Here is a 26,044-nt window from a genome sequence, read left to right on the forward strand (position 1 = left end):
TGACGCGGGCCCGCCGGAGGCGCCAGGATGACTCCCATGCCAGACACTTCCAGCAGCCTGCTGCCCCGCCAGGTCGCCGACGACCACGTCGACGCACTCATCGCCCTCGACCCGATCACCGGTACGTACCTGGGAGTCAAGGAGAGCGCCGGACGGCTGCCGGACTTCTCGCCCGCCGGACAGCGAGCGGTGGCCGAGCTCGCCCGCCGCACGCTCGCCCGGCTCGACGAGGCGGAGCGGACCCCGGGTGCGGACAGCGACGCCGAGCGGCGCTGCGCCCGGCTGCTGCGGGAGCGGCTGACGGCGGAACTCGCCGTGTACGAGGCCGAGGAGAGCCTCTGCACGGTCAGCAACATGCGCTCGCCCGCACACAGCATCCGCATCGTCTTCACCGTGATGCCGACGGAGACCGAGGAGGACTGGACGGCGGTCGCCGCCCGGCTGCGCGCGGTCCCCGCCGCGTTCGACGGTTACCGCGCCTCGCTCGCCCTCGGTCTGGAGCGCAAGCTCTTCGGCGGGCCGCGCCCCACCGCCACCTTCGTCGAGCAGCTCACCGAGTGGGCGGGCGGCGACGGCGGCAGGCCGGGCTGGTTCGAGGAGTTCGCCGCCGCCGGCCCCGCCACGCTCCCCGCGGAGCTGAGGGCCGAACTCGCGACGGCCGCGCGGGGCGCCACCGCGGCCGTCGTGGCCCTGCGGGACTGGATGCGGGACGTGTACGCCCCCGCCGTCGCCGACGCGCCGAACACGGTGGGCCGTGAGCGCTACCAGCGCTGGACCCGCTTCTTCAACGGCACCGACCTGGACCTCGACCAGGCGTACGCGTACGGCTGGACCGAGTACCACCGGCTCCTCGGCGAGATGCGGACCGAGGCCGAGCGGATCCTGCCGGGCGCGGGCCCCTGGGAGGCGCTCGCCCACCTCGACGAGCACGGCACCCACATCGAGGGCGTCGAGGAGGTCCGGGTCTGGCTCCAGGAGCTCATGGACGAGGCCATCGAGGCGCTCGACGGCACCCACTTCGAACTCGCCGAGCGGGTACGGCGGGTGGAGTCCCGGATCGCCCCGCCGGGCGGCGCCGCGGCCCCGTACTACACCGGCCCCTCCGAGGACTTCTCGCGCCCCGGCCGCACCTGGCTGCCGGTGGACGGCACGACCCGCTTCCCGGTGTACGACCTGGTGTCGACCTGGTACCACGAGGGCGTGCCCGGCCACCACCTCCAGCTCGCGCAGTGGGTGCACGTCGCCGACCGGCTCTCCCGCTACCAGGCGACCATCGGCAAGGTCAGCGCGAACTCGGAGGGCTGGGCGCTGTACGCGGAGCGCCTCATGGACGAACTCGGCTTCCTGCCCGACGCGGAGCGGCGCCTCGGCTACCTCGACGGCCAGATGATGCGCGCGTGCCGGGTGATCGTGGACATCGGCATGCACCTCGGTCTCGAGATCCCCGCGGAGTCGCCCTTCCACCCGGGCGAGCGGTGGACCCCGGAGCTCGCCCAGGAGTTCTTCCAGCTGCACAGCAGCCGCCCGCCGTCGTTCGTGGAGAGCGAGATGACCCGCTACCTGTCGATGCCGGGCCAGGCGATCGGCTACAAGCTGGGCGAGCGCGCCTGGCTGCTCGGCCGCGCCAACGCGCGGGCCGCGCACGGCGAGGCCTTCGACGCGAAGGCCTGGCACATGGCGGCGCTCTCCCTGGGCCCGCTGGGTCTGGACGACCTGGTGGACGAGATCTCCCGGCTCTGACGTCTCCCATGCCGAGAATCCCCGGTCGCTCACTTGATCGACCGGGGATTCCCCTGCACGCTCTCCCTCATGAGCAGTGAATACACCCCGGACGCCACCGACTGGCGCATCCTCGAAGCCCTCCAGTCCGAGGGCCGCGCCAGCTTCGCCGAGCTCGCCCGCGCGGTGTCGATGTCGCCGTCCGCGGTGACCGAGCGGGTGCGGCGCCTGGAGGACGCCGGGGTGATCACCGGGTACACGGCGATCGTCGACCAGGACCGGCTCGGCCTGCCCATCCTCGCCTTCGTACGGCTGCGCTACCCGCACGGCAACTACAAGCCGTTCCACGACCTGATCGACACCACGCCCGAGGTCCTCGAAGCCCACCACGTCACCGGCGACGACTGCTTCGTCCTCAAGGTCGCCGCCCGCTCCATGAAGCACCTGGAGGGGATCACGGGGAAGATCGCCACGCTCGGGGCCGTGACCACCAGCATCGTCTACTCCTCGCCCCTGCCGAGGCGTTCCCTCAGCCGCTGAGCGCGTCGCCCCGGCCGCTGGGCGCGTCGCCCCGGCCGGTGAGGGAGCGCCGGGGCAGCCGCTGGGCGCGTCGCCTCAACCGGAAAGCGCGTCCCCTCCGGTGCGCAGCCGGACCGCCGAGCCCTGCCGCGCCTTGACGACCTCCAGCTGGGCCGGGATCCGGCGGCGGAGGTCGCCGACGTGGCTGACGATGCCGACGCTGCGGTCCCGTTCGCGCAGCGAGTCGAGGACGTCGAGGACCTCGTCGAGGGTCTGCTCGTCGAGGCTCCCGAAGCCCTCGTCGATGAAGAGGGTGTCGAGCCGGACCCCGCCGGCCTCGTCGGTGACGACGTCGGCGAGGCCGAGGGCGAGCGCGAGCGAGGCGAAGAAGGTCTCGCCGCCGGAGAGGGTGGCCGTGTCGCGCTCGTTGCCGGTCCAGGCGTCGACGACGTGCAGTCCGAGGCCGGCCCGCCTGCCGCCGGAGCGCGCGTCGGAGTGGACGAGGGTGTAGCGGCCCGAGGACATGCGCTGGAGGCGGGCGCTCGCGGCCGCCGCGACCTGCTCGAGGCGGGCGGCGAGCACGTACGACTCCAGGCGCATCCGGCGCTCGTTCTCCGCGGAGGTGCCGGCGGTGAGGGCGGCGAGGCGGGCCACCCGGTCGTACTCCTCGCGCAGCGGCCCGAGGCGGCGGACCTCGGTGAGGGCCTGCCGGGAGAGTCCGGCGAGTCCGGCGGCCCGCTCGCGGGCGGCGGCCAGGGCGGAGTCGGCCTCGCGGAGCGCGCGCTGCGCCGCCGTGTGGGCGGCCTCGGCGGCGGCGGGGTCGGCGGGCGGCAGGGCGGCGGCCTCGGCCGTGCCGGGCTCGGCGAGCCGGTCCGCGACGGCGGCGGCCTCGGCCTGCCAGGCGTCCACGCGCTGCTGGAGGGCTCGGCGTTCGCCCTCGCCGAGGAGGGCGCCGGCGGCCTCGGCGGGGGGGGTGAAGCCCGCCCGGTAGGCGGCGTCGGCGAGCCGGTCGTCGGCCTCCTTGAGGCGCTGGGCGGCGAGTTCGGCGGTGCGTACGGTTTCGGCGGCGTCGGCCAGGAGGGCGACGCGCCGCTCCAGGAGGGTGGCGTGTTCGGCCACGCTGGCGAACGCGCCGCGTCCCCGGGCGAGTTCCTCGTCAAGCGTGGACTGCTCCCGTTCCAGGGCCTCCCGGCGCGAGGTCCGCGCGGCGACCCGTCGTTCGGCCTCCCGCTGCGCGCCGACCCGCTCCTCGTACTCCCGCTCGGCCCGCGCGAGCGCCTCCCGCGCGCTGTGCGTCTGTCCGGCGAGCGCGTGCGCCTCGGCGTACAGCCGGGCCAGCTCGTCCGCTTCCGCCGCGAGTTCGGCGACGGTGGGCTCCTCCCCTTCCGCCCCCGCCAGGACCTCCGTACGCGCCGCCGACCAGGCCTCGCGGGTGACGGCGAGGTCGCGTTCGGCGGCCGTGCGGGTCTCCTCGGCGCGGGTGTAGGCCGCGTAGGCGGCGTCCTCGGTGGCGCGGTCGACGTGGCCGGCGGTGGTGCGGGCGGGGGCCGGATGGTCGGTGGAGCCGCAGACCTGGCAGGGGTCGCCCGGGGCGAGGGCGACCGCGAGTTCGGCGGCGATGCCCTCCAGGCGGCGGGACTTGACGTCGAGCCAGCTCTCGTGGGCGCCGTTGCGCCGCTCACGGGCCTCCGCGAGGCGCGCCTCGGCCGCCCTGGTGTCCTCGGCGAGGGCGTCACGGCGGCGGGCCGCGGCGAGCCGGCGGCGGGCGGGCTCCAGACGGCCCGCGAGGTGCTCGGCGCGGGCGGCGGCGTCGCGGGCGGCCTCGACGCGCTCGGTGAGGGCCGTGCGGCGCGGTTCCCAGCCGGTGAGCCAGTCGGCCGCGTCCCGGAGGGCGTCCTCGTCGGCGCGCGCCTCCCGGGCGAGTACGGCGCGCTCCTCGGCGACGGCGGCCGCGCGGCGCTCGGCGCGGCGGGCCGCGTCGAGACCGCCCAACTCCTCGCGCAGCCGGTGTTCGAGGGCGGAGAGGTGTTCGGCGCCCGCGTCGGCGAGCTCGGGGGGCAGCAGGGCGCGGGCCCGCTCCCGGGCGGTGTGCGCGGCGGCGTGCTCGCGCTCGGCGTCCCGGCGCAGTCCGAGCGCGGGCGCCACCCGGTCGGCCTTGAGGCTGCGGTCGAGGGAGTCCTGGAGGCGGTCGCGCTCGGGCGCCTGCTCGGTGAGCCGCTCGCGGCGCCGGAGGGCGTCGGCGTGCCGGGCCTGCCGGGCGGCGAGGTCGTTCTCCGCGTCGAGGGCGGCCCGCGCGGCGGCCTGTCCGCCCTCGGCGGCGGCGAGGCGCACGCCGGCGATGTCGAGGGCCTCGCGGGCCTCCGCGCGGGCGACGGCGGCCCAGGTGAGGACGGACTCGGCGAGCCCGGGATCGCCGGGCCGGCCCTCGACGGGGGTGCGGGCGCTGTCGAGGCCGCCGGCGGCCTGGGTCATGCGGTGGGCGAGGGTGAGCAGCCGCGCGTCCCCGTCCTCGACCTGCTGCTGCGCCGTGCGCCGCAGTTCGGCGAGGCGTTCCTCGACGGCGGCGAAGCGACGGGTGTCGAAGAGGCGGCCGAGGAGCTTGCCGCGGGCCTCGGCGTCGGCGCGCAGGAAGCGGGCGAAGTCGCCCTGCGGGAGGAGGACGACCTGGCAGAACTGCTCGCGGCTCATGCCGACGAGCTGGGTGATCTCCTCCCCTATCTCCTGGTGGGAACGGCTGAGTCCGGCCCACTCGCCGGTGGCCGGGTCGTACTGGCGGAGCCAGGTCTGGGCCTTCTCGGTGGTGAAGCCGCCGCCGCGCTTCTTGGGGCGCTGCTGGGCCGGGCGGCGGGTGATCTCCAGGCGTCGGTCCCCCACGGTCAGTTCGAGGAGGACCTCGGTGTACGTGCCGACGGGAGCGTGGTCGCTGCGCAGGGAGGCGCCGCGGGTCTGGCGCTCGCCGGGCACGCTCCCGTACAGGGCGAAGCAGACGGCGTCGAGGACGGAGGTCTTGCCCGCGCCGGTGGGCCCGTGGAGGAGGAAGAGCCCGGCGGCGGACAGGGCGTCGAAGTCGACCCTCTGCGTGGTGCCGAACGGCCCGAACGCCGTGATCTCCAGGCGGTGCAGCCTCACCGGCCCACCTCGCGCTCGGCCGCGTCGACCCGGACGTCGTCGAACGCCCCGTACAGGACGGCCCGTTCGGCGCCGTCGAGGGCGGCGCCGCCGCGTACGTGGGCCACGAAGTCCTCCGCGATCTGCTGGTCGCTGCGGTCCCGGAGCCGCTGGGCGTAGGAGGCGCCGGGGTCGTCCCCGGTCCGCTCGGGGTCGAAGACCAGGTTGAGGGTGTGCGGGAAGCGTGCGGCGAGCCGGGCCATGGGATCGGCGGGCCGCACGGGGTCGGTGAGGGTGGCCTCGACCCAGGACTGCTCGTGCGGGGCGAGCGCGGGATCGTCGAGGAGGTCGTCGAGCCGCCCCCGGATGCGGGCGAGGGGGCGCGGGACGGGGCAGTCGAGGCGTACGTCGCCGGTGATCTCCCCGTCCTCGCCGAGCTCGATCAGCCACATCGTCTTGCGGTGGTCGGCCTCGGAGAAGGAGTACGCGAGGGGGGAGCCGGAGTAGCGGACGCGCGGGGTGAGGGTCTGGCTGCCGTGGAGGTGGCCGAGGGCGACGTAGTCGACGCCGTCGAAGACGCCGGTGGGGACGGCGGCGACGCCGCCGACGGTGATGTCCCGCTCGCTGTCGCTGGGGGCGCCGCCCGCGACGAAGGCGTGGGCGAGGACGACGGAGCGGGTGCCGGCGGGCCGGCCGGCGAGGTCGGCGCGGACCCGGTCCATGGCGGCGGCGAGGACCGCCTCGTGGCCGGCCTTCTCGGCGCCGAGCCGCTCGCGGACGAGCGCGGGTTCGAGGTAGGGCAGCCCGTAGAGGGCGACCTCGCCGTGGGCGTCGGAGAGGACGACGGGGGTGCCGATGCCGTCGGGGTCGGTACGGAGGTGGATGCCGGCGCGCTCGATGAGTCCGGCGCCGACCCCGAGCCGGCGGGCCGAGTCGTGGTTGCCGGAGATCATGACGGTGGGCACCCCGGCCTCGGCGAGGCGGTGCAGGGCGGTGTCGAAGAGCTCGACGGCGGGCAGCGGGGGCACGGCCCGGTCGTAGACGTCCCCGGCGACGAGGACGGCGTCCACGTCGTGCGCGTGGACGGTCGCCACGAGGTGGTCGAGGAAGGCGGCCTGGGCGTCGAGCAGGCCGACGCGGTGGAAAGACCGGCCGAGATGCCAGTCCGAGGTGTGCAGGAGCCTCACGATGCCGTCCCACCCCGCATGTGTCCCGCTCCTCGCCGCCGCTTCCCGTTCGTGTGCGCCCACCACGCTATCCCGAGCGGAAGGGTGGGCGGGGCCGGTCCACGCGGGCGCGTGGGGGATGCGCGGGAGGTCACGTGTGACGCATCACGCGTCCCCGTAGGCCTCGCCGCCGAGTTCGAAGGAGGCCGTGCCCGCCGTGGCGTCGGCGAGCCAGCCGCGGAAGGCGGGGACGTCCGCGTCCGGGAGGCCGATCTCGATCGTGACGGCGTCGGCGTACCGCACGTCCCGGACGGCGCGGCCGGTGGCCCGCAGGTCGTTCTCCAGCTTGCCCGCGCGCTGGTGGTCGACGGTGACGGTGGCGAGCCGGAAGCGCTGCCGGGTGACGGTGCCGAGCGCGTCGAGCGCCTCGCCGACCACCCCGCCGTACGCGCGGATCAGGCCGCCCGCGCCGAGCTTCACGCCGCCGTAGTAGCGGGTGACGACGGCGACCACGTACCGCATCTCGCGGCGCAGCAGCATCTGGAGCATGGGGACGCCGGCCGTGCCGCCGGGTTCGCCGTCGTCGCTCGCCTTCTGCACGGAGGCGTCGGCGCCGAGGACGTACGCGAAGCAGTTGTGGGTGGCGGTCGGGTGCTCCTTGCGGATGCGCGCGATGAACTCCTGCGCCTCCCGCTCGTCGGCGACGGGCGCGAGCGCGCAGAGGAAGCGCGATCGGTTGATCTCGGTCTCGTGCACACCCTCGCGGGCCAGCGTGCGGTACTGCTCCTGCATCCGCCCAGCCTACGTTCCGTCCGGCCCCGCCCTGCCCGTCGGCCCGTAGGGGACATCTCAGGGGCGCTTCGTCGGGCGTACGGGAATCCCGGCTCGGCACGGCTCGTTCACAGGGGGACGGGCCGCGCCGACGAGAGGCAGCAGAAGCGATGAGCACAGACACCACGACCACGGACCCCACCGCGTACTCCGCGTCGGAGGCGGTGCGGCGGATCCTGACGTCCACGGGCGACACGTGGGCGGTGGTCGGCCTCTCCTCGAACCGGGCCCGTGCCGCGTACGGGGTGGCGGCGGTCCTCCAGCGCTTCGGCAAGCGGATCGTCCCGGTGCACCCGAAGGCGGAGACGGTCCACGGCGAGCAGGGCTACGCCTCGCTCGCCGACATCCCCTTCCCGGTCGACGTCGTCGACGTCTTCGTGAACAGCGACCTGGCGGGCGCCGTCGCGGACGAGGCCGTCGCGATCGGCGCCAAGGCGGTCTGGTTCCAGCTGGACGTGATCGACGACGAGGCCTTCGCCCGTACGCGCGAGGCGGGCCTCGACATGGTCATGGACCGCTGCCCCGCCATTGAGATACCGCGCCTGGGCTGAGGCCTGTCCGACCCTGATCCTCCGGACAGGACCTGAGTCCCGGGAGGTTCAGCCGACGGGGACGCCGAGGCCCTCCAGGACGACGGCGCCGGGGAGTTGGGCGAAGGCCTTGCCGGGGACGATGAGCTTGCCGCGGCGGCGGCCGCTGCCGACGAGGACCCACTCGGTGTCGACGACGGCGGCGTCGACGAGGAGGGGCCAGTCGGCGGGGAGGCCGATGGGGGTGATCCCGCCGTACTCCATGCCCGTCTCGCCGGTCGCGGTGTCCATCGGCGCGAACGAGGCCTTGCGGGCGCCGAGGTGCTTGCGGACGACGCCGTTGACGTCGACCCGGGTCGCCGACTTCACGAGGCACGCGGCGAGGGTCGTCATCTCGCCGCGCCTGCCCGCGACGACCACGCAGTTGGCGGACTCGTCGAGGAGCGCGGGCCCGTAGTGCTCCACGAAGACGGCCGTGTCGGCGATGGCCGGGTCGGTGTCCACGTACACCAGCCGGTCGGCCGGGACGGGACCCGTCCAGGCGCGGACGGCGGCCGCGACGGGGCCGGTCAGCAGGTCGAGGCAGTCGGGGGCGGGCCGGGCGTCGTCGAAGTCTCCGATGGGTGCGCGCATGGGCTGCACGCTAACAACTGCCGCGGGGCGCAGGGCGGGCCGTCTCAGCGTGCGGGAGTCAGCGCACTGGCGGGATGGAGACGGCCATCGTCATCTCGGCCGGCTCGTCGCCGTCGTTGCGGTAGGTGTGCGCGACGTTGGCCTCGAAGACGGCGGAGGTGCCGGCGGGCAGCGGATGGTCCTCGCCGTCCACGACCAGGGTGAGCGTCCCCGCGGTGACGTGGAGGAGTTCGACCGTGCCGTCCGGGTGCGGGTCGGAGGCGCTGCCGTCGCCCGGCATGAGGGTCCAGGACCAGAGCTCCAGCGGGCCGCGGGCCTCGGTGCCGACCAGGAGGGTGGTGTGGCTGCCGGTGGAGGTGGACCACATGCGGACGGCCTGGCCGGGCGGGACGAGCCGGACCTGGGGGCCCTGCTCGTAGTCGAGGAGGGTCGTGATGGAGACGCCGAGGGCGTCGGCCAGCTTCACGGTGGTGCCGACGCTGGGGTTGGTCCGGGCCTGCTCGATCTGGATGATCATTCCGCGGCTGACGCCCGCCCGGGCGGCGAGCGCGTCCAGGGTGAATCCCCGCTCCTTGCGCCAGCGCTTCAGGTTCCGGGCGAGCGACTGCGTGAGCTGGTCGAGGTCCGACACATTCCGTCCAATATTCTGGATGACAGAGTTCAATGAACTGAACTACGGTGGGGTGCACCCGATTGTTCACTGCACTGTACTGCCGCACGCCCCTGCGAGGATCCATGACCGCCCTGTTCGCCCTGGCCACCAGCCTGCTGTGGGGCCTCGCCGACTTCGGGGGAGGGCTCCTCACCCGGCGGATCCCCGCCCTCACCGTCGTCGTGGTCTCCCAGACCCTCGCGGTCCTCGTCCTCGGCACGATCGTCCTCGCGACCGGCGCCTGGACCGAGGCGGGGCCCCAGCTCTGGTACGCGGTCGGGGCGGGCGTCGTCGGCCCGGCGGCCATGCTCGCCTTCTACAAGGCGCTCGCGCTCGGCCCGATGGGCGTCGTCTCCCCGCTCGGCTCCCTCGGCGTCGTCGTCCCCGTCTCCATCGGCCTCCTCGTCGGCGACCGGCCGGGACTGCTCCAGTTCGCCGGGATCGCGGTGGCGATCCTCGGCGTGGTGCTCGCGGGCGGACCGGAGCTGCGCGGGGCGCCCGTCCAGCGCCAGGCGGTCCTGCTGACCCTGGTCGCGGCCTTCGGCTTCGGCTCGGTGATGACGCTCATCGCCGAGGCGTCCACGACCGTGACGGGCCTGTTCCTCGCCCTGTTCGTCCAGCGCGTCACCAACGTCCTGGTCGGCGGCGGAGCCCTGTACGCCTCGGTGAGGCGCGGCGGCCGCGCGCTCCCCGAGGGCGGCCCCGGGGTCGTCCGCGCCGCGCTTCCGGCCCTCGCCTTCGTGGGCCTCGCGGACGTCGCCGCCAACGGCACGTACGCGATCGCCGCCCAGCAGGGCCCGGTCACCGTCGCGGCCGTCCTCGCCAGCCTCTACCCGGTGATCACGGCCCTCGCGGCCCGTGGCGTCCTCAAGGAGCGGCTGCGTGCCGTCCAGGCGGCGGGCGCGGGCCTCGCCCTGGTGGGCACGGTCCTCCTGGCGACGGGGTGACCGCTCACATCACGACGGGACGGACTCGGAGCTTCCCGCGCGCTGGGCCTCCCACACCGCGAGCGCCGCGAGCTGCTCCGGGGTGACGTGTTCCGGTATCGGGGTGGGGGCGGGGGTACGGAGCGGGGGCTGCCAGCCGGTCTCCGGGGTCCAGCTGCGGACGACCTTCGCCGGGGCGCCCGCCACGACCGAGTGGTCCGGGACCTCCCCGCGCACCACCGCGCCCGCCGCGACGACGACGTTCCGGCCGAGCCGCGCGCCGGGGAGGATCACCGCGCCCGTGCCCAGCCAGCAGCCGGGGCCGATGGAGACCGGTTCGGAGCGGGGCCACTGGCGGCCGACGGGCTCGTCCGGGTCGTCGTAACTGTGGTTGGTCGAGGTGATGTAGACGTACGGACCGCAGTACGTGTCCGAGCCGATCGTCACCTTCGCGTCGGCGATGACGTGGCTGCCCCGGCCGAGGACGACGCCGTCGCCGAGGGTCAGGACCGTGTCCTTCCCGAGGTCGAGGTCCGGCAGCATCCCCGCCGTCAGCGTGACCTGCTCGGCGATGATGCAGCACTCGCCGATCTCGATCCACGGCTCGCCGAAGACCGTGCCCTGCGGGAAGGCGAGCCGGGTGCCCGCGCCGAGGCGGCGGAACCGCAGCTTCCCGGGGTGCTCGGCGGTGACGGAGCCGGCCTGCTGCACCCAGCGCCAGCCGCCCTGCACGGCACGGGCGAGGACCCGGCGCCGCCAGGCGGCGAGGGATGAGAACGTGTTTCTGTTCCTGGGCACCCGGCCACCGTAGTCGGCGCCGTCGTGCCTGATCAGTGCGGTGCGCTGTGATGTCCGTCATGAGCACGGCATAGGCTGCGCCCGGGGGCACCCCCGGGCGTGACACGACGGCTGACGATCTGCGGATCCGACCATCAGGAGCGAACCATGACAGAGGCGTTGATCAAGGGAGTGGGCGGCAAGGAGCCGCAGATCGATCCGACCGCCTTCACCGCCCCGACCTCCGTGGTGCTCGGCGAGGTCACGCTCGGCGCCCGCGCCAGCATCTGGTACCACGCGGTCCTGCGGGCGGACTGCGGTCCGATCGCGATCGGCGAGGACTCCAACATCCAGGACAACTGCACCGTCCACGTCGACCCCGGCTTCCCCGTCTCGATCGGCGACCGGGTCACCGTCGGCCACAACGCGACCGTGCACGGCTGCACCATCGAGGACGACGTGCTCGTCGGGATGGGCGCGACCGTCCTCAACGGGGCCCGGATCGGCGCGGGCTCGCTCGTCGCCGCCCAGGCGCTCGTCCCGCAGGGGATGGAGATCCCGCCGGGCTCGCTGGTCGCCGGCGTCCCCGCCAAGGTGCGCCGCCCGCTGACCGAGGAGGAGAAGGCGGGCATCCAGCTGAACGCCGAGATGTACCTGCTGCTCGCCAAGGGCCACGCCGAGGCCTTCGAGGAGTAAGCCGTACGGGCTTGTACGCGAAGGAGGGCGGCGCCCGTTCCCGGGTGCCGCCCTCCGCTCCGTACGCGTACGGTCCGCGCTCAGTCCGCCACCGGGACCGGCTCCTGCTCCGCGGCCTCGGCCCGCTGCGCCGCCGCCTTCTTGGCGCGGTTCTTGACCACCAGCATCGAGACGATGCCGATCAGCACGGCGAGGACGAGGCCCAGCCAGGAGAAGCGCTTGAGCCAGGCCTCGGCGACGACGCCGACCGTGTAGATGACGGCCGTGGTGCCGCCCGCCCACAGGATGCCGCCGAGGACGTTGGCGATGAGGAACTTCCAGTACGGCATCTGCAGCACGCCCGCGAGCGGCCCCGCGAAGATGCGGAGGAGGGCGATGAAGCGGCCGAAGAAGACCGCCCACATGCCCCACTTCTGGAAGGAGTTCTCGGCGAGCCCGATGTTGGCCTCGCTGAAGTGCTTGGGGAACCTCCGGCCCAGCTTGGCGAGGAGCGGCCGTCCGCCCTTGCGGCCGATCGCGTAGCCGATCGAGTCGCCGACGATCGCGCCGGCGGTGGCGCAGGCGCCGAGGACGTACGGATTGATGTCGCCGTGCTGCGAGGCGAGCAGCGCCGAGCTGACGAGCACGATCTCGCCAGGCAGCGGGATGCCCAGGCTCTCCACCCCGATCACCACCGCCACGAGGACGTAGACGGCGACCGCGGGGATCGTCTCCAGCCATTCCTGGACGTGCACGCGGTTCCTCCCGTGTCGGCTGCTCGACGGCCCGGCAGGTACGTCGGCGGGCACGCCGTGGAAGCCTACCCGGTCGGGATGAACGGACCTCGACGCCGACGAAGCCCCCGCCTCGGAGGGGCCCGGAGAGGTCCGGACGAGGCGGGGACTTCGTCATGTCCACCGGGTGTCAGTGGAAGAGCAGGGAGGCGCCGCCTGCGGCGGTGGTGACCGATCCCGGGCAGAGGAAGCTGCCGGAGGTCTTCGTCGCGGTGAACGCCTGGTTCACGTACCTGCGGGTGGTGCTGTCGCGGTTCAGCAGGACGTTGGTCGCCTTGTAGCGGCAGGAGATGCCGTACTGCGTTCCCGTGATGTCGATGACGTCGGCCTTCGCCTGGCCGGCCGCGTCGTCGAAGGTGACGTTGGGGTTGTTGTTGAGGGCGGCGGTGATGCCTCCGGTACAGCTCAGGTTGCCGCCCGGCGTGTTGATGCTGGTGCGGTCGATGGACAGCGCGGTGGGCGGGTTGGCGCTGGTCCGGGCGTTGGTCCAGGTGCAGGTGCTGCCCGAGACCACGATCACGCCGTCGACCTGCTGCGTTGCGGTGGGTCCGAAGGCGTTCGCCGCCGTGGTGGCTCCGGCGGTGGCCGCGATGATCAGGGCGGTGACGCACGAGAGTGCCGAGAACTGCCTCATGTCGCTCCTTCTGGGCCGCGTCCTTGTGGGGTGTGAGCCTCAGGGAAGGTCCCACAGGGACCTTGAATTGTCATGCACCCGTCAACTCTTTGGCCGGATAGCACCCCCTCGAACCAGAGCACCGCCGACCGGACCCTCGCATCACGTTCGAGAGGTGCGTCCACGGCCGGATCGACGCGGGCGATCGCGACTCCCGCGCCGTGGACGTCTCCCTTTCCGCCGCGCCGCGTTCAGCAGCGCTCAGTCGCCGAGAGGCGAGGGGGCCGATGCGGGACCTGCGCCCGCCGTCCGGCTCACTTTCCCAGGTCGTTGGGCCTGAGCGTCCACAGCACCGTCATCTCGCCGGTCACGGCGCCGTCCTCGCGGGTGATGTCGATCCGCACCGGGAACTCCGGCCGCTGTCCGGCGTCGAGTTCGGCGACGACCTCGGCGGCGGGGCGGCCGAGGGTGGCGGTGGCGGTGACGACGCCCATGGCCAGCTTCTTGTAGCCGATCTCGGCCTTGACGGCGAGCGGGACCGCGCGGCTCAGCTGGTCGCCGAAGGCGGCGAGCACGATGGCGCCGCTGGCGGACTCGGCCAGGGTGAACATCGCTCCGGCGTGCGGGCCGCCGACGTGGTTGTGGTAGGCGGGCTGGTCCGGGAGGCGCACGACGGCGCGCTCGGCGGTGGTCTCCAGGAACTCCAGGTTGAGGGTTCCGGCCATGGGGACCGTGGCGGCGAGCATCTCGCCGACGGACATCTGGTCTGCGCTCATGGACCGTGATGTTACCCACGAGTAGCAGCCTTGGCCATCCCCCGCCCGTCCCCGGCCCGGGGGCGGGCGTGGTCGAGCGGCCCCCGCACCTCTATGGTTACTGGCCATGTGGCCAGGACAGCAGCCGCCCGGGGGCGAGCAGAACCCGCAGGACCAGAGTCAGAACCCCTACCAGCAGTCGGGGTACCAGCAGCCGAACCCGTATCAGCAGCAGCCGCCCACCCAGCCCGGGTATCCGCAGCAGCCGCCGACACAGCCCGGCTACCCGCAACAGCCGCCCGCGCAGCCCGGCTACCCGCAGCAGGGGTACGCGCAGCAGCCGGGTTACCCGAACCCGTACCAGCAGCCGACCGTGCCGCAGCAGTACGCGGTGCCGGGCCCCGGACAGCCCGGCGGGCCCGACGGCGGGAAGAAGAAGCAGACGACGATCGTGGCGATCGTCGCCGCCACCGCCGTGGTCGTCGCGGCCGGAGTCGCCGCGTTCCTCGTGCTCGGCAAGGACGACGACAAGAAGAACACCGCCGACGACCCCAAGCCGTCCGTCACGGCCACCGCCTCCGCGGACCCCTCGTCCGCCCCGGCGCCCGACCCGAGCCAGTCGTCCGGGATCGACAACCCGCGCGACGGCGCGGCGCAGCAGCCGACGATCCCCGGCTGGAAGGTCGTCTACAACCCGAAGTACGGCACCCTCTTCGACGTACCGCCGGAGTGGGAGGTGTTCAAGCCGGGCTCGATCACCTTCTTCGAGGACGAGAAGAAGGGCGGCGGCCTTCCGCTGGTGACGATGTCCAGCCCCACGAGCTTCAAGAGCAAGTGGTGCACGTACGACGTCAACAAGAACGGCACCGACGAGACCTGGAGCCTGTCCACGGCCGGCACCAAGGGCGGCCAGGGCGCCAAGGACACCTCGTCCCTCGCGCGCAGCGAGGCCGGCACGTGGGTGTGGGGCGGCTACGCGCAGCACATGCCGCAGAGCACCATCAAGATCACCAAGCCGGTGCCGTACACGACGAAGTCCGGCCTCACCGGCAGCATGGCGACGGCCACGGCGCCGAACGTCAAGAAGCGCAACAAGTGCGAGACGGACGGGAAGTCGATCGCCTTCTCCTTCAAGAACGCCGCGGGCGACTTCTCGACCTGGGTGCTCTACGGGGCCGACGGCGTCAAGGACGAGCTGCCCGACGCGACGATCCGGCAGATCCTCTCCACGGTCCGGCTCGCCCCCTCCGGGTCCTGACCTCCTCCGGGTCCTGACCTCCTCCGGGTCCTGACCTCGGGATTCCGATTCCTCCCGCCACCGGGACCGGCCGCCCCGGTCCCGGTGGCCGGCCCCCCCCCCCCGACGGACCGCCCGAATATCCGGTTGGCAGTACGGGGAGGAGCCGGGGATAGTCCCGGGAGTGACCACACCCGCCGCCTCCCCCTCCCCCCGCCGGGCCCCGTCCCGCTCCCGCCGCCCCGAGTGGGCCGGCCGCAACTACCTCCTGCTCACCGCCGCCACGATCGTGACCAACCTCGGCACGCACGGCGCGCTGATCGCCACGACCTGGGCGGTCTTCGAGTCCGGGGGCGACGCGGGCGACGTGGGTCTCGTGGCCATGGCGCGGTTCGCGCCGCTGGTCCTCTTCCTGCTCATCGGCGGCGCGGTGGCCGACCGGCTGCCCCGGCACCGGGTGATGGTCGCGGCCAACGCCCTCAACTGCGTCTCGCAGGCCGCCTTCGCCGTCCTCGTGCTCTCCGGCGAGGCCCGCATCTGGCAGATGATGGCGCTCACCGCGCTCTGCGGCACCGGTCAGGCCTTCTTCAACCCGGCGGCCGAGGGCATGCTCATGTCCAGCGTCAGCGGGGAACAGGCGAGCCGCGCCTTCGCCGTCTTCCGCATGGCGATGCACGGTGCCGCCATCGGCGGTGCCGCGCTCGGCGGCGCACTCGTCGCCTTCGTCGGACCGGGCTGGGTCCTCGCGATCGACGCCGTCGCCTTCGCCGTCGCGGGCGGTCTGCGGGCCTTCCTCGACGTCAGCGGCATCCCGGACCGCGCTCCCGGCGGCGGGCTCTTCTCGGATCTGCGGGAAGGCTGGCAGGAGTTCGTCGGCCGGCCCTGGCTGTGGTCGATCGTCGCCCAGTTCTCGGTGGTCGTGGGACTGATCGGCGCGGTCGAGTCGGTGTACGGACCGCTGGTCGCCCGGGACGAACTGGGCGGCTCGCGCCCCTGGGGCATCGCGCTCGCCGCGTACGGGGCGGGGACGGTCGCGGGCGCCGTCCTGATGACCCGGTGGAAGCCGCGCCGGATGCTGTTCGTCGGGACCCTGTGCGTGTTCCCGATCGCGCTGCCCTCGGCGGCGCTCGCCGTGCCGCTGGACGCGGCGGGCCTGACGGCGGCGATGTTCGTCAGCGGGGTGGCGATCGAGGTCTTCGGCGTCTCGTGGATGACGACCATGCACCAGGAGATCCCGGAGGAGAAGCTGTCCCGGGTCTCCGCCTACGACTGGTTCGGCTCGACGGCGCTGCTGCCGCTGTCCACGGCCCTCGCGGGCCCGGCGGAGAGCGCGTTCGGCCGGAGCGAGGCGCTGTGGGGCGCGGCGGCGCTGATGGTGCTCGTCACCGCGCTCGTCCTCTTCGTGCCGGACGTACGGAACCTGACGCGGCGTCCGCACACGAAGGAGGTCGCGGGCGGGACGGCCCAGGGCGCCCAGGGCGCTCAGGAGGGTGCCTCAGCCGATGCCGAAGGCGCCCTCCGGGGGAACGGGTGACGGTACGGCCCCGGCGTCGAGGACCGGTTCCGCGCCGCCGGTGAACCGGGCGAGCGTCTCCCCGTGCTCCACGCGCGCGGGGAAGGCGTCGGCCGCCGCACGGCGCGCGAGACGGGCGATGTCGATCTCGCGGGCGGAGGCGACCAGGACCGCGTTCCCGAAGCGGCGGCCGCGCAGCACGGCGGGCTCCGCGACGAGCGCGAGCTCCGGGAAGACGGTGGCGAAGGTGGCGAGCTGGGAGCGGAGGAACGGGAAGGGCGCCCCGTCGGCCAGGTTGGCCGCGTAGAGCCCACCGGGCCGCAGCACGCGCCGGACCTCGCGCGCGTACTCGACGGAGGTGAGGTGCGCGGGCACGCGCGAGCCGCCGAAGACGTCGCCGACGATCAGATCGGCCGAGGCGTCCGGTGCCGCCTCCAGCCAGGCCCGGGCGTCCGCCCCGTGCACGGTGGTCCCCGAGCCCTCGGGCAGCGGGAGGAACTCCTCGACGAGGGCGAGCAGCCCCCGGTCGGCCTCGACGACGTCCTGCCGCGAGCCGGGCCGGGTGACGGCGACGTACCGGGGCAGCGAGAGCGCCCCGCCGCCCAGGTGCAGGACGTCGAGGGGCGCGCCGGGCTCGGCGGCGCCGTCGACGACGTGCGCGAGGCGCCGCGCGTACTCGAATTCCAGGTACGCCGGGTCGTCCAGGTCGACGTAGGACTGGGGCGCGCCGTCGACGGTCAGCAGCCAGGCACGCTCCCGGTCCACATCGGGCATGAGACGCGCGGTGCCGTGGTCGACCTCGCGGATGACGGGGATGTGCTCGTTCACGCGTTCATTGTGCCGCCACCGGTGCCGGGCGCCGGTGCCGGGCATCGCACCGCCGCGGCTGCCGCTGCCGCTGTGGGCAATCGTTCCGCAGGGCGGAACGGGTGGGCACAGCCCCCGTTGCCGGGTTCCGGCTCCCTGTACGACGCCCACCAGGACCTGGCCGCAGCCCGTCAGCCCGTCCAGACGGCGGCGACCGCCTCAGCGCAAGAGGCGCCCTGGTCCCGCCCCGCACGCGCCGCCGCCGCCCGGTGCGCCGGGTCCAGCGCGTTGCGCCCCATCGCCTTGCGGGACGCCGCATCCGGCGTGATCACCTCGACCCGCGCCCCGCCCGCCGCGAGGTCCGCCCCCTGCCGGGCGGGGGAGAGCACGACCTTGCTCCCCCGGGCGCTGGGCGCGACGACGACGATCCGGTCGTAGCCCGCGGCGAGGTGGGCGTTGGCCGTGGAGTGGATGCCGCCGTCGATCCAGCGGCGCCCGTCGATGGTCGCCGGGGGCCACACGCCGGGGATGGCGCAGCTCGCGGTGACGGCGTCGGTCAGCGGGACCCCGCTGTCCTCGCCGTACGCGACGAGTTCGCCGGTGGCGGCGTCGACCGCGGTGATGAGCAGCGGCCGCGCGGGCCAGTCCCCGGCCCGGCCGAGGCGCCGGGCGACGGTCGCGCGGCGCTCGCCCTCGGTGACGGTGGTCGCGGCGAGGGCGATCCGGCCGAGCCTGCGCCCGTACTCCTCGGGGGTACGGGACCGGAGGACGGCGACGGCGTACCGGAGGATCGTCGGGATCCCGAGCCGCACGGCGGGCTCGGTGGCCTCCCCGTCGAGCTGCTGCTCGTACAGCGCGTCGAGCCCGCCCCGCCCGGAGGCGAGCTGCGCCCCGACGACCGCTCCCGCGGAGCTGCCGACGATCAGATCGGCGCCGGTCGGATCGATCCCGGCGTCGAGGAGCCCCCGCAGCACGCCGACCTCCCACCCGGCTCCGACGAGCCCACCGGACCCCAGCACGAGAGCCGTCCGCTTCCCCGTCCGCTTCTCTGTCTGCGTCATGTCCCGAGTCTGGCGCAGCAGTTGTCCCGGACGACGGCCGGGGTGGGGTCAGAGGTTCTTGAGGGCCTCGCGGACGGAGAGCGGGGAGAGGCGGGAGCCGTGGGCGGCGACGAAGGCGCGGACTTCGGCGGGGGCCGTCTTGCCGTACTCGCGCAGGCTCCAGCCGATGGCCTTGCGGATGAAGAAGTCGGGGTGGGCCGAGCGGCGCAGGCAGTAGGCGAAGAGCCGGTCGGCGTCGGTCGCGTCCTTGTGGCGGAGCTGGTGGAGGAGGGCGGTGCGAACGACCCACAGGTCCTCGTCGTCGATCCATGTGTCCATCTCGCCGGCGAGGACGGGGTCGGCCGCCACCAGGCCGCCGACGACGTGGGCGGCGAGGTGGTCGACGGTGTCCCACCAGGAGACGGTGGTGACGAGCCGGCGGGCGACCGGCAGGAAGCCGGAGGAGCAGCGCCTGACGTGCCGGCGCAGGTAGTCGACGGCGAAGTAGTGGTACTCGCGCTCGGGGAGGGCGAAGCAGCGCAGGGCGATCGCGGTGCAGTCGGTCTCGTCGGGGCGCGGGGTGCCGTCGAGGACGGTGCGGGCCAGGGCGCGGCGCTCGGGCGTGCGGATGCCGAGGAAGGGGGCCGCGCCCTTCATGTACGCGACCATCTCCTGGGCCCGGAAGGGGTTGCCCGCGGCGGGGTAGACCGTGGTGAGCCGTTCCAGGACGGTGTCGGCGAGGGCGCTCGCGGGCGGCGCGGTGTGGGTCATGGAACTCTCTCGGTCACGACGCGCTCCGGGCGCACCGGACGGACATTCCGGGGGCACGCACCGGACGGACGTTCCGGGGGCACACCCCGGACGAACACTCCGGGAGCACCCCCGGACGGACATGACGCACATTACGGCGCTCCTACGGACGCGTCCGTTACTCTCCCCGAATGCTCGCTCCCGTGCCCCGGCCGCCGGGCTCCCTCGCCGTCCGCTGCTCCCGGGCCCTGCTCTCCCCCCGCTCGCGGCTCTCGCTGCTCGCCCTGCTGCTGCTCACGGCGGCCACCCTCGTGGTGCTGTACGAGCCGCAGCGGATGTTCACCTCGGGCTGGCCGCCGCACACGAGCGGCGCCGGGGCGGTGCTGCTCTTCGGTCTCGCGTACGGGGTGTGCGCGGCGGCGTTCGTCCCGCGTCCGGTGCTGAATCTGGCGGCGGGCGCGCTGTTCGGTTCCGCGGCCGGTCTGACGGGGGCGCTCGCGGGGACGGTCCTCGGGGCCGGGATCGCGTTCACCCTCGGCCGCTTCCTGGGGCAGGACGCCCTGCGGCCGTTCGTACGGGGCCGCTGGCTGACGGCGGCGGACGGACAGCTGAGCCGGCACGGGTTCCGTTCGATGCTGGCGATCCGGCTGTTTCCGGGGGTGCCGTTCGCGGCGGCCAACTACTGCGCGGCCGTCTCCCGGATGGGGTACGTGCCGTTCCTCCTGGCGACGGCGCTGGGTTCGCTGCCGAACACGGCGGCGTACGTGGTGGCGGGCGCCCAGGCCGGTTCGCCGGGCTCGCCGGCGTTCCTGTTCTCCTCCGGGTTCATCGTCCTGTCGGGCCTCGGCGGGGCGGTGGTGGCCTGGCGCAAGCGGCACCGTCTGCGGGCCGCCGTCCCGGCTGCCGGGGCGGAGCGGGAGCCGGTCCTCAAGTAGCGGCCACGGGCCTCGCCATAGGCTTGTCATCTTGTACCTGTACGCTGCGCACGACCTTCTGACCGCACACGTACAAAACGGGACGGCCCTAGCCCCATGAGTTGGTTCGAATCGTTCATCCTCGGACTCGTCCAGGGGCTGACGGAGTTCCTTCCCATCTCCTCCAGCGCGCACCTCCGTCTCACCGCGGCCTTCGCCGGCTGGGAGGACCCGGGTGCGGCCTTCACCGCGATCACGCAGATCGGCACGGAGACCGCGGTCCTGATCTACTTCCGCAAGGACATCGCCCGGATCGTCTCGGCCTGGTTCCGCTCGCTGACGAACAAGGCGATGCGCTCCGACCACGACGCCCAGATGGGCTGGCTGGTGATCGTCGGCTCGATCCCGATCGGTGTCCTGGGCGTCACGCTCAAGGACCAGATCGAGGGCCCGTTCCGCGATCTGCGGCTCACCGCCACCACGCTGATCGTCATGGGCGTCGTCCTCGGCATCGCCGACCGGCTCGCCGCCCGTGACGAGGCCGGCGGCCGGCACCGGGCCGCGCGCGAGCGCAAGACGCTCAAGGACCTCGGCGTGCGGGACGGCCTGATCTACGGCGTCTGCCAGGCGATGGCGCTCATCCCCGGCGTCTCCCGGTCCGGCGCGACCATCTCCGGCGGTCTGCTCATGGGCTACACCCGCGAGGCCGCCGCCCGGTACTCCTTCCTGCTCGCCATTCCGGCGGTGCTCGCCTCCGGCGGGATGGAGCTGAAGGACGCGGCCGCGGACGGCGGCGTCTCCTGGGGTCCGACGATCTTCGCCACGATCGTCGCCTTCGCCGTGGGCTACGCGGTGATCGCGTGGTTCATGAAGTTCATCACCACGAAGTCCTTCATGCCGTTCGTGATCTACCGGATCGCGCTGGGCATTCTGCTGATCGTCCTGGTCGCCATGGGCGTCCTGAGCCCGCACGCGGGCGAGTCCGCAGGCTGACGAGACGACGTGGAAGGGCCCGCACGGCTGTGACCGTGCGGGCCCTTCCGCGTCGGAGGCCGAAGGCGGCCGCGGGCCGGTCCTCGTCGTCGAGCGGCAGCGAAGCTTCTGCACATCCGCCCCAGCCGCCACTGTGGGAACTCCACTCCCCCCGTCTTCACCGAATGGTCACCGTGTGATGACCATTGGGTCCGCACGCCTTCTCATCCGCCTCGTGGCGCGAATACCATAGCCCTGCGTTCCGGTCCGCTCGCCGTGTGTGACGCAGGGGGTGCTGTTCTTCCGGGTGGCCGGTTTCGCGATTTCGTCATCGGATCCGTGACTCATGGAATTGGGTGACCCATGCCTCCTCGGCTCGTCGGCCATCAAGGTTCTCTTGCGGGACAGCAGTTTCCGATCGGCGCCACACCGCTCACCCTGGGTCGCAACGGCGACAACAGCGTGGTGATAACGGTGGGGAACGTCTCGCGCTTTCACGCCGAGGTGCGTCGCGAACGCCACGGATTCATCCTCTACGACAGCGGCAGCAGCAATGGAACACGCGTCAACGGGACGCTTGTCACCTCGCACGAACTGCAGCCCGGAGATCTCATCGAGATCGGCACCGAGACGTTCCGCTTCGAAGCCGCCGACGCGATGGAGACCATCCTCGACCTCTCCGTGCTCGGGCCGGTCACTCCGTCCGAGGCCACCCTCGCGGAGGGGCCGGTCCTAAACGTCACGGTGACCGGCGGCGGCCCCGTCGGTCTGAGCTTCGCCCTCCTCCTGGAAAGCCTCATGGGTCCCCGCGTGGCGATCACCGTGTACGACGGCCGGTGGGTGCGGGACGGGACGAAGGTCGTCTGGAAGAGCGAGGGGCAGGGCAACGTCAGGCGGCAGCAGGTCGTCACGGTCCAGAGCCGCCAGTACCTGAACCTTCCGGAAGAGGTGCAGGCCCGGCTTTTCCGCGGCGACGCGTACTCCGAAATGTGGCCGGTCGGCCCCGATTCGCTCCGTGGCCACAAACCGAGGAACCTCCGCATCGCCTACATCGAGGACACCCTCCTCGAATTGGCCAACGAGAAGCCGGAGCGGATCCGGCTGGTTCCCGAAGTCTTCGACCCGGCCGAGTATCACGGGGCGGAGACCCGGGGGCACGTGCTCGCCGTCTGCGAGGGGAGTCGCTCCCGGACGCGCGAGTATTTCACCGACAAGTTCGGCAACGCCGACAAGTCCATCTACTCGCTCTCCGGGGAGCACATTCAGGATGTGGTCCTGGGCCTGCGCGTCAAATCGACCCTGACGGACCCCATGACGGTCCTGTTGACCGTGGCCCAGAACCGCTTCCTCCTCAACGCCCTTCGCGGCGAGGGTTTCCTGAACATGCGGCTCACCGACGCCGAGGCCGCGGAAGTGGTCGGCATCGATCCGGTCCGGCACGTCTTCGAGGAATGCATCGCCTCGCGCCCGTGCGTCATGGGACGGGACGACCACGGCGACTTCCAGTGCTCGACGCACAGCACGCTCTTCCTGCCCGCCATGGTCAGGGGTTCGGCCCTGTGGAGGCGGGTGAAGGAAGGGCTGGCGCTGTTCGGCGTCGCCGAGCGGGACCTGAGCGCCGTCACGGCCTTCCGGCTCGACATGGTGCAGCGGCCACGGTTCACCACCCGGCTGCTCCCGGCCACGTCGACCACCCCGGGGACCTACGGCTTCCTCCTCGGCGACGCCGCCAACGCCATCCACTTCTGGCCCGGCCGCGGGCTCAACAGCGGTCTGGGCTCGGCCATCTCCCTGGCCCGTTCCCTCAACGGCGGCTGGACCGGCCGCCCGTTCCGGGACGCCGACTTCGCCCGCCACGAAGCGGCCATGTCCATGCTCCAGTACCGGCACAAGAGCCGCGCCTGGAACACGATGATCACCACCGACGAGAACGGCGTCAGCCGCGCGATCAAGGAGAAGATCGCCCAGAGCATCGAGGAGTCGGAGGGGAAGGACCTGGAGAAGCTGGAGAGGGACGCGGACGTCGACGCGCTCATGGAACGGCTGCGGGGAATCCGCGACCGGCTGGCACCGCGCGTTCCCGGCATGCCCGACGACGCGACCCTCCGGAACCACCTGGAGACGCTCGGCTCCTCCACCCTGCGGACCCTGTGGGAGAGCGGAGCCTGGGACACCCTGATGGTCGGCGGCGAAGAGGTGGACATCGACATCTTCTACCAGCAGGCCGTGCCGGCCACGCCCGACCCCACCAGGGCCCCCGCCCCGAGCTGATCGCGCGAGCCCCGGCAGCGCCCCTCCCGCCCGGCCGTGTCCCGGAGCCGAAGCGGGAGGCCCGCTCGTCCGACGCCGGGGGCACGGCCGCATCCGCGCGCACCCGCCGAGGCGAAGAACCGGCGTAGGGCGTGTACGCCAAGGCGATCGGCGAAACGGATCAGCGCATGAACACTCCAAGCACGGCCGGAGGCGCCCGCTGCCTGGTCACCGGCGCGACAGGCTACGTCGGGGGCCGCCTGGTGCCGGAGCTCCTCGACGGCGGTCACCGCGTGCGCTGCCTCGCCCGGCATCCGGACAAGCTCCGTGACTTCCCCTGGGTGGACCGGGTGGAGGCGGTGCGCGGTGACGTCACCGACGCCGCGAGCCTCCGCAGGGCGCTCGACGGCGTCGACGTCGCCTACTACCTCGTCCACTCCATGAGCTCGACGGCTCAGTTCGAGGAGAAGGACCGCCGGGCCGCCCGTGTCTTCGCCGCGGAGGCCCGTTCCGCGGGTGTGCGACGGATCGTCTACCTGGGCGGCCTCACCCCGCGCGGAGTGCCGGAGGGCGAGCTCTCGCCGCACCTGCGCTCCCGCACCGAGGTGGGCCGCATCCTCCTCGGCTCGGGTGTCCCCACCACGGTGCTGCGGGCCGCCGTCGTCATCGGTTCCGGATCGGCCTCCTTCGAGATGCTGCGGTACCTGACGGAACGGCTGCCCGTCATGGTCACGCCCAGCTGGGTCGGCAGCAGGGTCCAGCCCATCGCCGTACGCGACGTACTGCGGTACCTGGTGGGGAGCGCCGGCATGCCCGCCGACGTCAACCGGACCTTCGACATCGGCGGACCCGACGTGCTCAGCTACCGGGAGATGATGGTGCGGTACGCCGAGGTCGCCGGTCTCCGCAGGCGCCTCATCGTCCCCGTGCCCGTCCTCACCCCGCGGCTGTCGAGCCACTGGATCGGCCTCGTCACACCGGTGCCGGCCTCTCTGGCCAAGCCCCTCACCGAGTCGCTCCGGCACGAGGTGGTGTGCGGCGAGCACGACATCGCCCGGTACGTTCCCGACGGCCCCGGGCGGCCCGTCCCCTTCGAGGAGTCCCTCCGTCTCGCCCTCCGCCGGGTGCGGGACGCGCAGGTCACGACCCGCTGGTCGTCCGCCTCGCCGCCCGGCGCACCGAGCGACCCGCTGCCCACCGACCCGGACTGGGCGGGCGGCAGCCTCTACACGGACGAACGGTCACGCGCCGTCGACGCCGGCCCGAACGCGCTGTGGAGGGTCATCGAAGGCGTGGGAGGGGAGAACGGCTGGTACTCCTTCCCGCTGGCCTGGGCCGTCCGGGGCTGGGCCGACCGGCTCGTCGGCGGAGTGGGACTGCGGCGCGGCCGCAGGGACGCGACGCGTCTCCGGGTCGGCGACGCCCTGGACTTCTGGCGCGTGGAGGAGATCGACCGCGGACGGCTGCTCCGTCTCCGGGCCGAGATGCGCCTGCCCGGCCTCGCGTGGCTGGAGATGATCGTCGAACGGGACGAAGCGGGCCGTACGTCCTACCGGCAGCGGGCGCTCTTCCATCCGAAGGGCCTCGCGGGCCAGGCGTACTGGTGGAGCGTCTCCCCGTTCCACGCCGTGGTCTTCGGCGGCATGGCCCGGAACATCGCCCGGACCGCCGAGACGGAGAGCGGGCGGCGGGACGGGCCGTGAACGGGCGGTGATCACCTCCGCGTGCGTCCGGGGTCCGGTGGTCGGGCCCGCTCCGTCACCGGCCCTGGCCCGAGGCGCTCGTGGCCGTCCGGGCGGGCGCCCGGGGCATCACCCAGCGGATCAACGCGGTGACGACGAGGCCGCCCCGCCGCGCGAAGGGCAGGAGCAGCCGGATGCTCACCGGCAGGGGGAGCAACTCCCTGGCCCAGGAGGGCAGGAGGTCCACCGCGGCGGCCGCGAGGAGGGCGTAGGGAACGCGCACCGGCCACGGCAGCGGCGGCGCGGCCAGCAGGTAGTGGGCCGTGGCCGCCGACTCCTCCGTGGCCGCCAGCTCGGGGCGCCGCCGGTCCAGCGCCTCGACGAGAGCGGCCTCGGTCACGGGCGGCCGGGGGACGCCCAGCCGGCGGGCGACCGACGCCATGTCCTCGACGTAGGCGTCCCGCCGGGCCCCGGTGAGCGGGGCCCGGCCGTACTCCTGGTACGCCCGCAGGAAGCAGGAGGTCTCGGCGATGTGCACCCAGGCGAGCAGTGCCGGGTCCGAGGCCCGGTAGGGCACCCCGCCGGACGTCGTCCCGGTGACCCGGGCGTGCACCCCGCGCACCCGCGCGACCGCCCGCTCGGCGTCCTCCACCGGCCCGAACGTCGTCTCCGCCAGGAAGGTGCTGGTGCGCTGGAGGCGCCCCCAGGGGTCACCGCGGAACCCCGAGTGCGCCCATACGGCGGCCATGGCGACCGGATGGAGGGACTGCAGGAGGAGCGCCGCGAGCCCTCCGACGTACATCGAGGCGTCCGCGTGCACGACCCGGATCGGCCGGTCCGGAGCGAACCAGCGCGGGCCCGGCGTGTCGTGGATCCGGGCGCGCTTCCGATGGGCCGTGGGTCCGGCCACTCGCAGCAGCAGCGCTTCCCCGGCCCTTCCACGCAGCCTGTCGATCAGCACCAGGGACACGGGAACCGCCTCTTGCTCCACTTACCCGCCGCGCGGCGCGCCCATGCGGCACGGCCCGTGCCCGGGACGCGGGGCCACCGGCGCTCTCCGGCCCGGCGAAGGCGGCCGCCCCCGCGCGCATCCGGCACGCGGGGCAGCGCGGAACCACGGGGTGGGAATGGGACATCCAGACGCCGGCGGCGCACTCGCGACCGGCGGCCGAGCAGGGAGG

The 26,044-nt window shown here is 73.5% G+C and carries 24 protein-coding genes; 11 read left to right on the forward strand and 13 right to left on the reverse strand.

What is annotated here, in order from left to right; genetic code table 11:
* Positions 1-36: 36 nt before the first annotated feature.
* Both SVTN_RS05750 and SVTN_RS05755 read left to right on the forward strand, forming a co-directional pair.
* Positions 37-1,740, forward strand: coding sequence for a DUF885 domain-containing protein (locus SVTN_RS05750; protein ID WP_174518234.1), 1,704 nt, complete (start codon positions 37-39; stop codon positions 1,738-1,740).
* Between the two features lie 69 nt (positions 1,741-1,809).
* A complete protein-coding gene (locus SVTN_RS05755; RefSeq protein ID WP_041133633.1) occupies positions 1,810-2,259 on the forward strand; it encodes an Lrp/AsnC family transcriptional regulator in 450 nt (149 codons plus the stop codon).
* 75 nt (positions 2,260-2,334) lie between these two features.
* Here SVTN_RS05755 and SVTN_RS05760 read toward each other — a convergent pair whose 3' ends face one another.
* The 3 genes from SVTN_RS05760 to SVTN_RS05770 all read right to left on the reverse strand — a co-directional run bounded on the left by SVTN_RS05760 (position 2,335) and on the right by SVTN_RS05770 (position 7,304).
* Positions 2,335-5,367 carry an AAA family ATPase gene (locus SVTN_RS05760; RefSeq protein WP_041128078.1) on the reverse strand — a complete coding sequence of 1,011 codons (3,033 nt, stop codon included), beginning with the start codon at positions 5,365-5,367 and terminating at the stop codon, positions 2,335-2,337.
* Positions 5,364-6,533: an exonuclease SbcCD subunit D gene (locus tag SVTN_RS05765; RefSeq protein ID WP_041128079.1), complete on the reverse strand. Its 1,170-nt coding sequence runs from the start codon at positions 6,531-6,533 to the stop codon at positions 5,364-5,366. Before SVTN_RS05765 ends, SVTN_RS05760 begins: the two co-directional genes overlap by 4 nt.
* Positions 6,534-6,677: 144 nt before the next feature.
* Positions 6,678-7,304, reverse strand: coding sequence for a YigZ family protein (locus SVTN_RS05770; RefSeq protein ID WP_041128080.1), 627 nt, complete (start codon positions 7,302-7,304; stop codon positions 6,678-6,680).
* A gap of 149 nt (positions 7,305-7,453) precedes the next feature.
* Here SVTN_RS05770 and SVTN_RS05775 point away from each other — a divergent pair, with 149 nt between their 5' ends.
* Positions 7,454-7,894, forward strand: coding sequence for a CoA-binding protein (locus SVTN_RS05775; RefSeq protein ID WP_052498998.1), 441 nt, complete (start codon positions 7,454-7,456; stop codon positions 7,892-7,894).
* 48 nt (positions 7,895-7,942) lie between these two features.
* Here SVTN_RS05775 and SVTN_RS05780 read toward each other — a convergent pair whose 3' ends face one another.
* Both SVTN_RS05780 and SVTN_RS05785 read right to left on the reverse strand, forming a co-directional pair.
* Complete coding sequence (locus tag SVTN_RS05780; protein WP_041128081.1) at positions 7,943-8,506, reverse strand: YbaK/EbsC family protein; 564 nt, start codon at positions 8,504-8,506, stop codon at positions 7,943-7,945.
* Positions 8,507-8,564: 58 nt separating this feature from the next.
* The gene (locus SVTN_RS05785; protein ID WP_041128082.1) at positions 8,565-9,137 is read right to left on the reverse strand and encodes a helix-turn-helix domain-containing protein; all 573 of its coding nucleotides are present in this window, start codon (positions 9,135-9,137) and stop codon (positions 8,565-8,567) included.
* Between the two features lie 104 nt (positions 9,138-9,241).
* Between SVTN_RS05785 and SVTN_RS05790 the strand changes: the two genes are divergently transcribed.
* On the forward strand, positions 9,242-10,105 hold the full coding sequence (locus tag SVTN_RS05790; protein ID WP_041128083.1) for a DMT family transporter: 864 nt from the start codon (positions 9,242-9,244) through the stop codon (positions 10,103-10,105).
* A 9-nt stretch (positions 10,106-10,114) separates the two neighbouring features.
* Here SVTN_RS05790 and SVTN_RS05795 read toward each other — a convergent pair whose 3' ends face one another.
* Positions 10,115-10,882: an acyltransferase gene (locus SVTN_RS05795; RefSeq protein ID WP_041128084.1), complete on the reverse strand. Its 768-nt coding sequence runs from the start codon at positions 10,880-10,882 to the stop codon at positions 10,115-10,117.
* Positions 10,883-11,029: 147 nt separating this feature from the next.
* On the opposite strand from SVTN_RS05795, the gene SVTN_RS05800 reads away from it, so the two are divergent.
* Positions 11,030-11,557, forward strand: a complete 528-nt coding sequence (locus tag SVTN_RS05800; RefSeq protein WP_041128085.1) for a gamma carbonic anhydrase family protein — start codon at positions 11,030-11,032, stop codon at positions 11,555-11,557.
* Positions 11,558-11,637: 80 nt separating this feature from the next.
* Here the strand turns inward: SVTN_RS05800 and SVTN_RS05805 are convergent, their stop codons facing one another.
* From SVTN_RS05805 to SVTN_RS05815, 3 genes are all read right to left on the reverse strand, one after another.
* Complete coding sequence (locus SVTN_RS05805; RefSeq protein ID WP_041128086.1) at positions 11,638-12,291, reverse strand: DedA family protein; 654 nt, start codon at positions 12,289-12,291, stop codon at positions 11,638-11,640.
* Between the two features lie 169 nt (positions 12,292-12,460).
* Positions 12,461-12,964, reverse strand: coding sequence for a hypothetical protein (locus SVTN_RS05810; RefSeq protein WP_041128087.1), 504 nt, complete (start codon positions 12,962-12,964; stop codon positions 12,461-12,463).
* A gap of 293 nt (positions 12,965-13,257) precedes the next feature.
* Positions 13,258-13,719 carry a DUF4442 domain-containing protein gene (locus tag SVTN_RS05815; RefSeq protein WP_174518235.1) on the reverse strand — a complete coding sequence of 154 codons (462 nt, stop codon included), beginning with the start codon at positions 13,717-13,719 and terminating at the stop codon, positions 13,258-13,260.
* A gap of 106 nt (positions 13,720-13,825) precedes the next feature.
* On the opposite strand from SVTN_RS05815, the gene SVTN_RS05820 reads away from it, so the two are divergent.
* Complete coding sequence (locus SVTN_RS05820) at positions 13,826-14,956, forward strand: DUF8017 domain-containing protein (protein ID WP_041128089.1); 1,131 nt, start codon at positions 13,826-13,828, stop codon at positions 14,954-14,956.
* Between the two features lie 163 nt (positions 14,957-15,119).
* Positions 15,120-16,469 carry an MFS transporter gene (locus SVTN_RS05825; protein ID WP_041128090.1) on the forward strand — a complete coding sequence of 450 codons (1,350 nt, stop codon included), beginning with the start codon at positions 15,120-15,122 and terminating at the stop codon, positions 16,467-16,469.
* Here the strand turns inward: SVTN_RS05825 and SVTN_RS05830 are convergent.
* From SVTN_RS05830 to SVTN_RS05840, 3 genes are all read right to left on the reverse strand, one after another.
* Positions 16,431-17,276, reverse strand: a complete 846-nt coding sequence (locus SVTN_RS05830; RefSeq protein WP_041133635.1) for a spermidine synthase — start codon at positions 17,274-17,276, stop codon at positions 16,431-16,433. The two genes, SVTN_RS05825 and SVTN_RS05830, sit on opposite strands and share 39 nt — an antisense overlap.
* A gap of 170 nt (positions 17,277-17,446) precedes the next feature.
* Positions 17,447-18,316 (reverse strand): patatin-like phospholipase family protein, encoded by an 870-nt coding sequence (locus tag SVTN_RS05835; protein WP_041128091.1) that lies wholly within the window; start codon positions 18,314-18,316, stop codon positions 17,447-17,449.
* A gap of 48 nt (positions 18,317-18,364) precedes the next feature.
* On the reverse strand, positions 18,365-19,066 hold the full coding sequence (locus tag SVTN_RS05840) for a DNA alkylation repair protein (protein ID WP_041128092.1): 702 nt from the start codon (positions 19,064-19,066) through the stop codon (positions 18,365-18,367).
* 170 nt (positions 19,067-19,236) lie between these two features.
* Between SVTN_RS05840 and SVTN_RS05845 the strand changes: the two genes are divergently transcribed.
* From SVTN_RS05845 to SVTN_RS05860, 4 genes are all read left to right on the forward strand, one after another.
* Positions 19,237-19,980: a TVP38/TMEM64 family protein gene (locus tag SVTN_RS05845; RefSeq protein ID WP_041128093.1), complete on the forward strand. Its 744-nt coding sequence runs from the start codon at positions 19,237-19,239 to the stop codon at positions 19,978-19,980.
* Between the two features lie 96 nt (positions 19,981-20,076).
* The gene (locus SVTN_RS05850) at positions 20,077-20,952 is read left to right on the forward strand and encodes an undecaprenyl-diphosphate phosphatase (RefSeq protein WP_041128094.1); all 876 of its coding nucleotides are present in this window, start codon (positions 20,077-20,079) and stop codon (positions 20,950-20,952) included.
* Between the two features lie 342 nt (positions 20,953-21,294).
* Positions 21,295-23,202, forward strand: coding sequence for an FHA domain-containing protein (locus SVTN_RS05855; protein WP_041128095.1), 1,908 nt, complete (start codon positions 21,295-21,297; stop codon positions 23,200-23,202).
* Positions 23,203-23,369: 167 nt separating this feature from the next.
* Positions 23,370-24,884, forward strand: coding sequence for an SDR family oxidoreductase (locus SVTN_RS05860; RefSeq protein WP_041133636.1), 1,515 nt, complete (start codon positions 23,370-23,372; stop codon positions 24,882-24,884).
* Positions 24,885-24,939: 55 nt separating this feature from the next.
* Here SVTN_RS05860 and SVTN_RS05865 read toward each other — a convergent pair whose 3' ends face one another.
* Complete coding sequence (locus tag SVTN_RS05865) at positions 24,940-25,833, reverse strand: oxygenase MpaB family protein (protein WP_041128096.1); 894 nt, start codon at positions 25,831-25,833, stop codon at positions 24,940-24,942.
* Positions 25,834-26,044 lie beyond the last annotated feature (211 nt).

The organism is Streptomyces vietnamensis, from assembly GCF_000830005.1.
In the GTDB taxonomy this organism is placed as follows: Bacteria; Actinomycetota; Actinomycetes; order Streptomycetales; family Streptomycetaceae; genus Streptomyces; species Streptomyces vietnamensis.

Coding starts and splice junctions, on each gene's coding strand:
- SVTN_RS05750 (WP_174518234.1), top strand. CDS start 37: ATGCCAGACACTTCCAGCAGCCTGCTGCCCCGCCAGGTCGCCGACGAC.
- SVTN_RS05755 (WP_041133633.1), top strand. CDS start 1,810: ATGAGCAGTGAATACACCCCGGACGCCACCGACTGGCGCATCCTCGAA.
- SVTN_RS05770 (WP_041128080.1), bottom strand. CDS start 7,304: ATGCAGGAGCAGTACCGCACGCTGGCCCGCGAGGGTGTGCACGAGACC.
- SVTN_RS05775 (WP_052498998.1), top strand. CDS start 7,454: ATGAGCACAGACACCACGACCACGGACCCCACCGCGTACTCCGCGTCG.
- SVTN_RS05780 (WP_041128081.1), bottom strand. CDS start 8,506: ATGCGCGCACCCATCGGAGACTTCGACGACGCCCGGCCCGCCCCCGAC.
- SVTN_RS05790 (WP_041128083.1), top strand. CDS start 9,242: ATGACCGCCCTGTTCGCCCTGGCCACCAGCCTGCTGTGGGGCCTCGCC.
- SVTN_RS05800 (WP_041128085.1), top strand. CDS start 11,030: ATGACAGAGGCGTTGATCAAGGGAGTGGGCGGCAAGGAGCCGCAGATC.
- SVTN_RS05810 (WP_041128087.1), bottom strand. CDS start 12,964: ATGAGGCAGTTCTCGGCACTCTCGTGCGTCACCGCCCTGATCATCGCG.
- SVTN_RS05815 (WP_174518235.1), bottom strand. CDS start 13,719: ATGAGCGCAGACCAGATGTCCGTCGGCGAGATGCTCGCCGCCACGGTC.
- SVTN_RS05820 (WP_041128089.1), top strand. CDS start 13,826: ATGTGGCCAGGACAGCAGCCGCCCGGGGGCGAGCAGAACCCGCAGGAC.
- SVTN_RS05835 (WP_041128091.1), bottom strand. CDS start 18,316: ATGACGCAGACAGAGAAGCGGACGGGGAAGCGGACGGCTCTCGTGCTG.
- SVTN_RS05840 (WP_041128092.1), bottom strand. CDS start 19,066: ATGACCCACACCGCGCCGCCCGCGAGCGCCCTCGCCGACACCGTCCTG.
- SVTN_RS05845 (WP_041128093.1), top strand. CDS start 19,237: ATGCTCGCTCCCGTGCCCCGGCCGCCGGGCTCCCTCGCCGTCCGCTGC.
- SVTN_RS05850 (WP_041128094.1), top strand. CDS start 20,077: ATGAGTTGGTTCGAATCGTTCATCCTCGGACTCGTCCAGGGGCTGACG.
- SVTN_RS05855 (WP_041128095.1), top strand. CDS start 21,295: ATGCCTCCTCGGCTCGTCGGCCATCAAGGTTCTCTTGCGGGACAGCAG.
- SVTN_RS05860 (WP_041133636.1), top strand. CDS start 23,370: ATGAACACTCCAAGCACGGCCGGAGGCGCCCGCTGCCTGGTCACCGGC.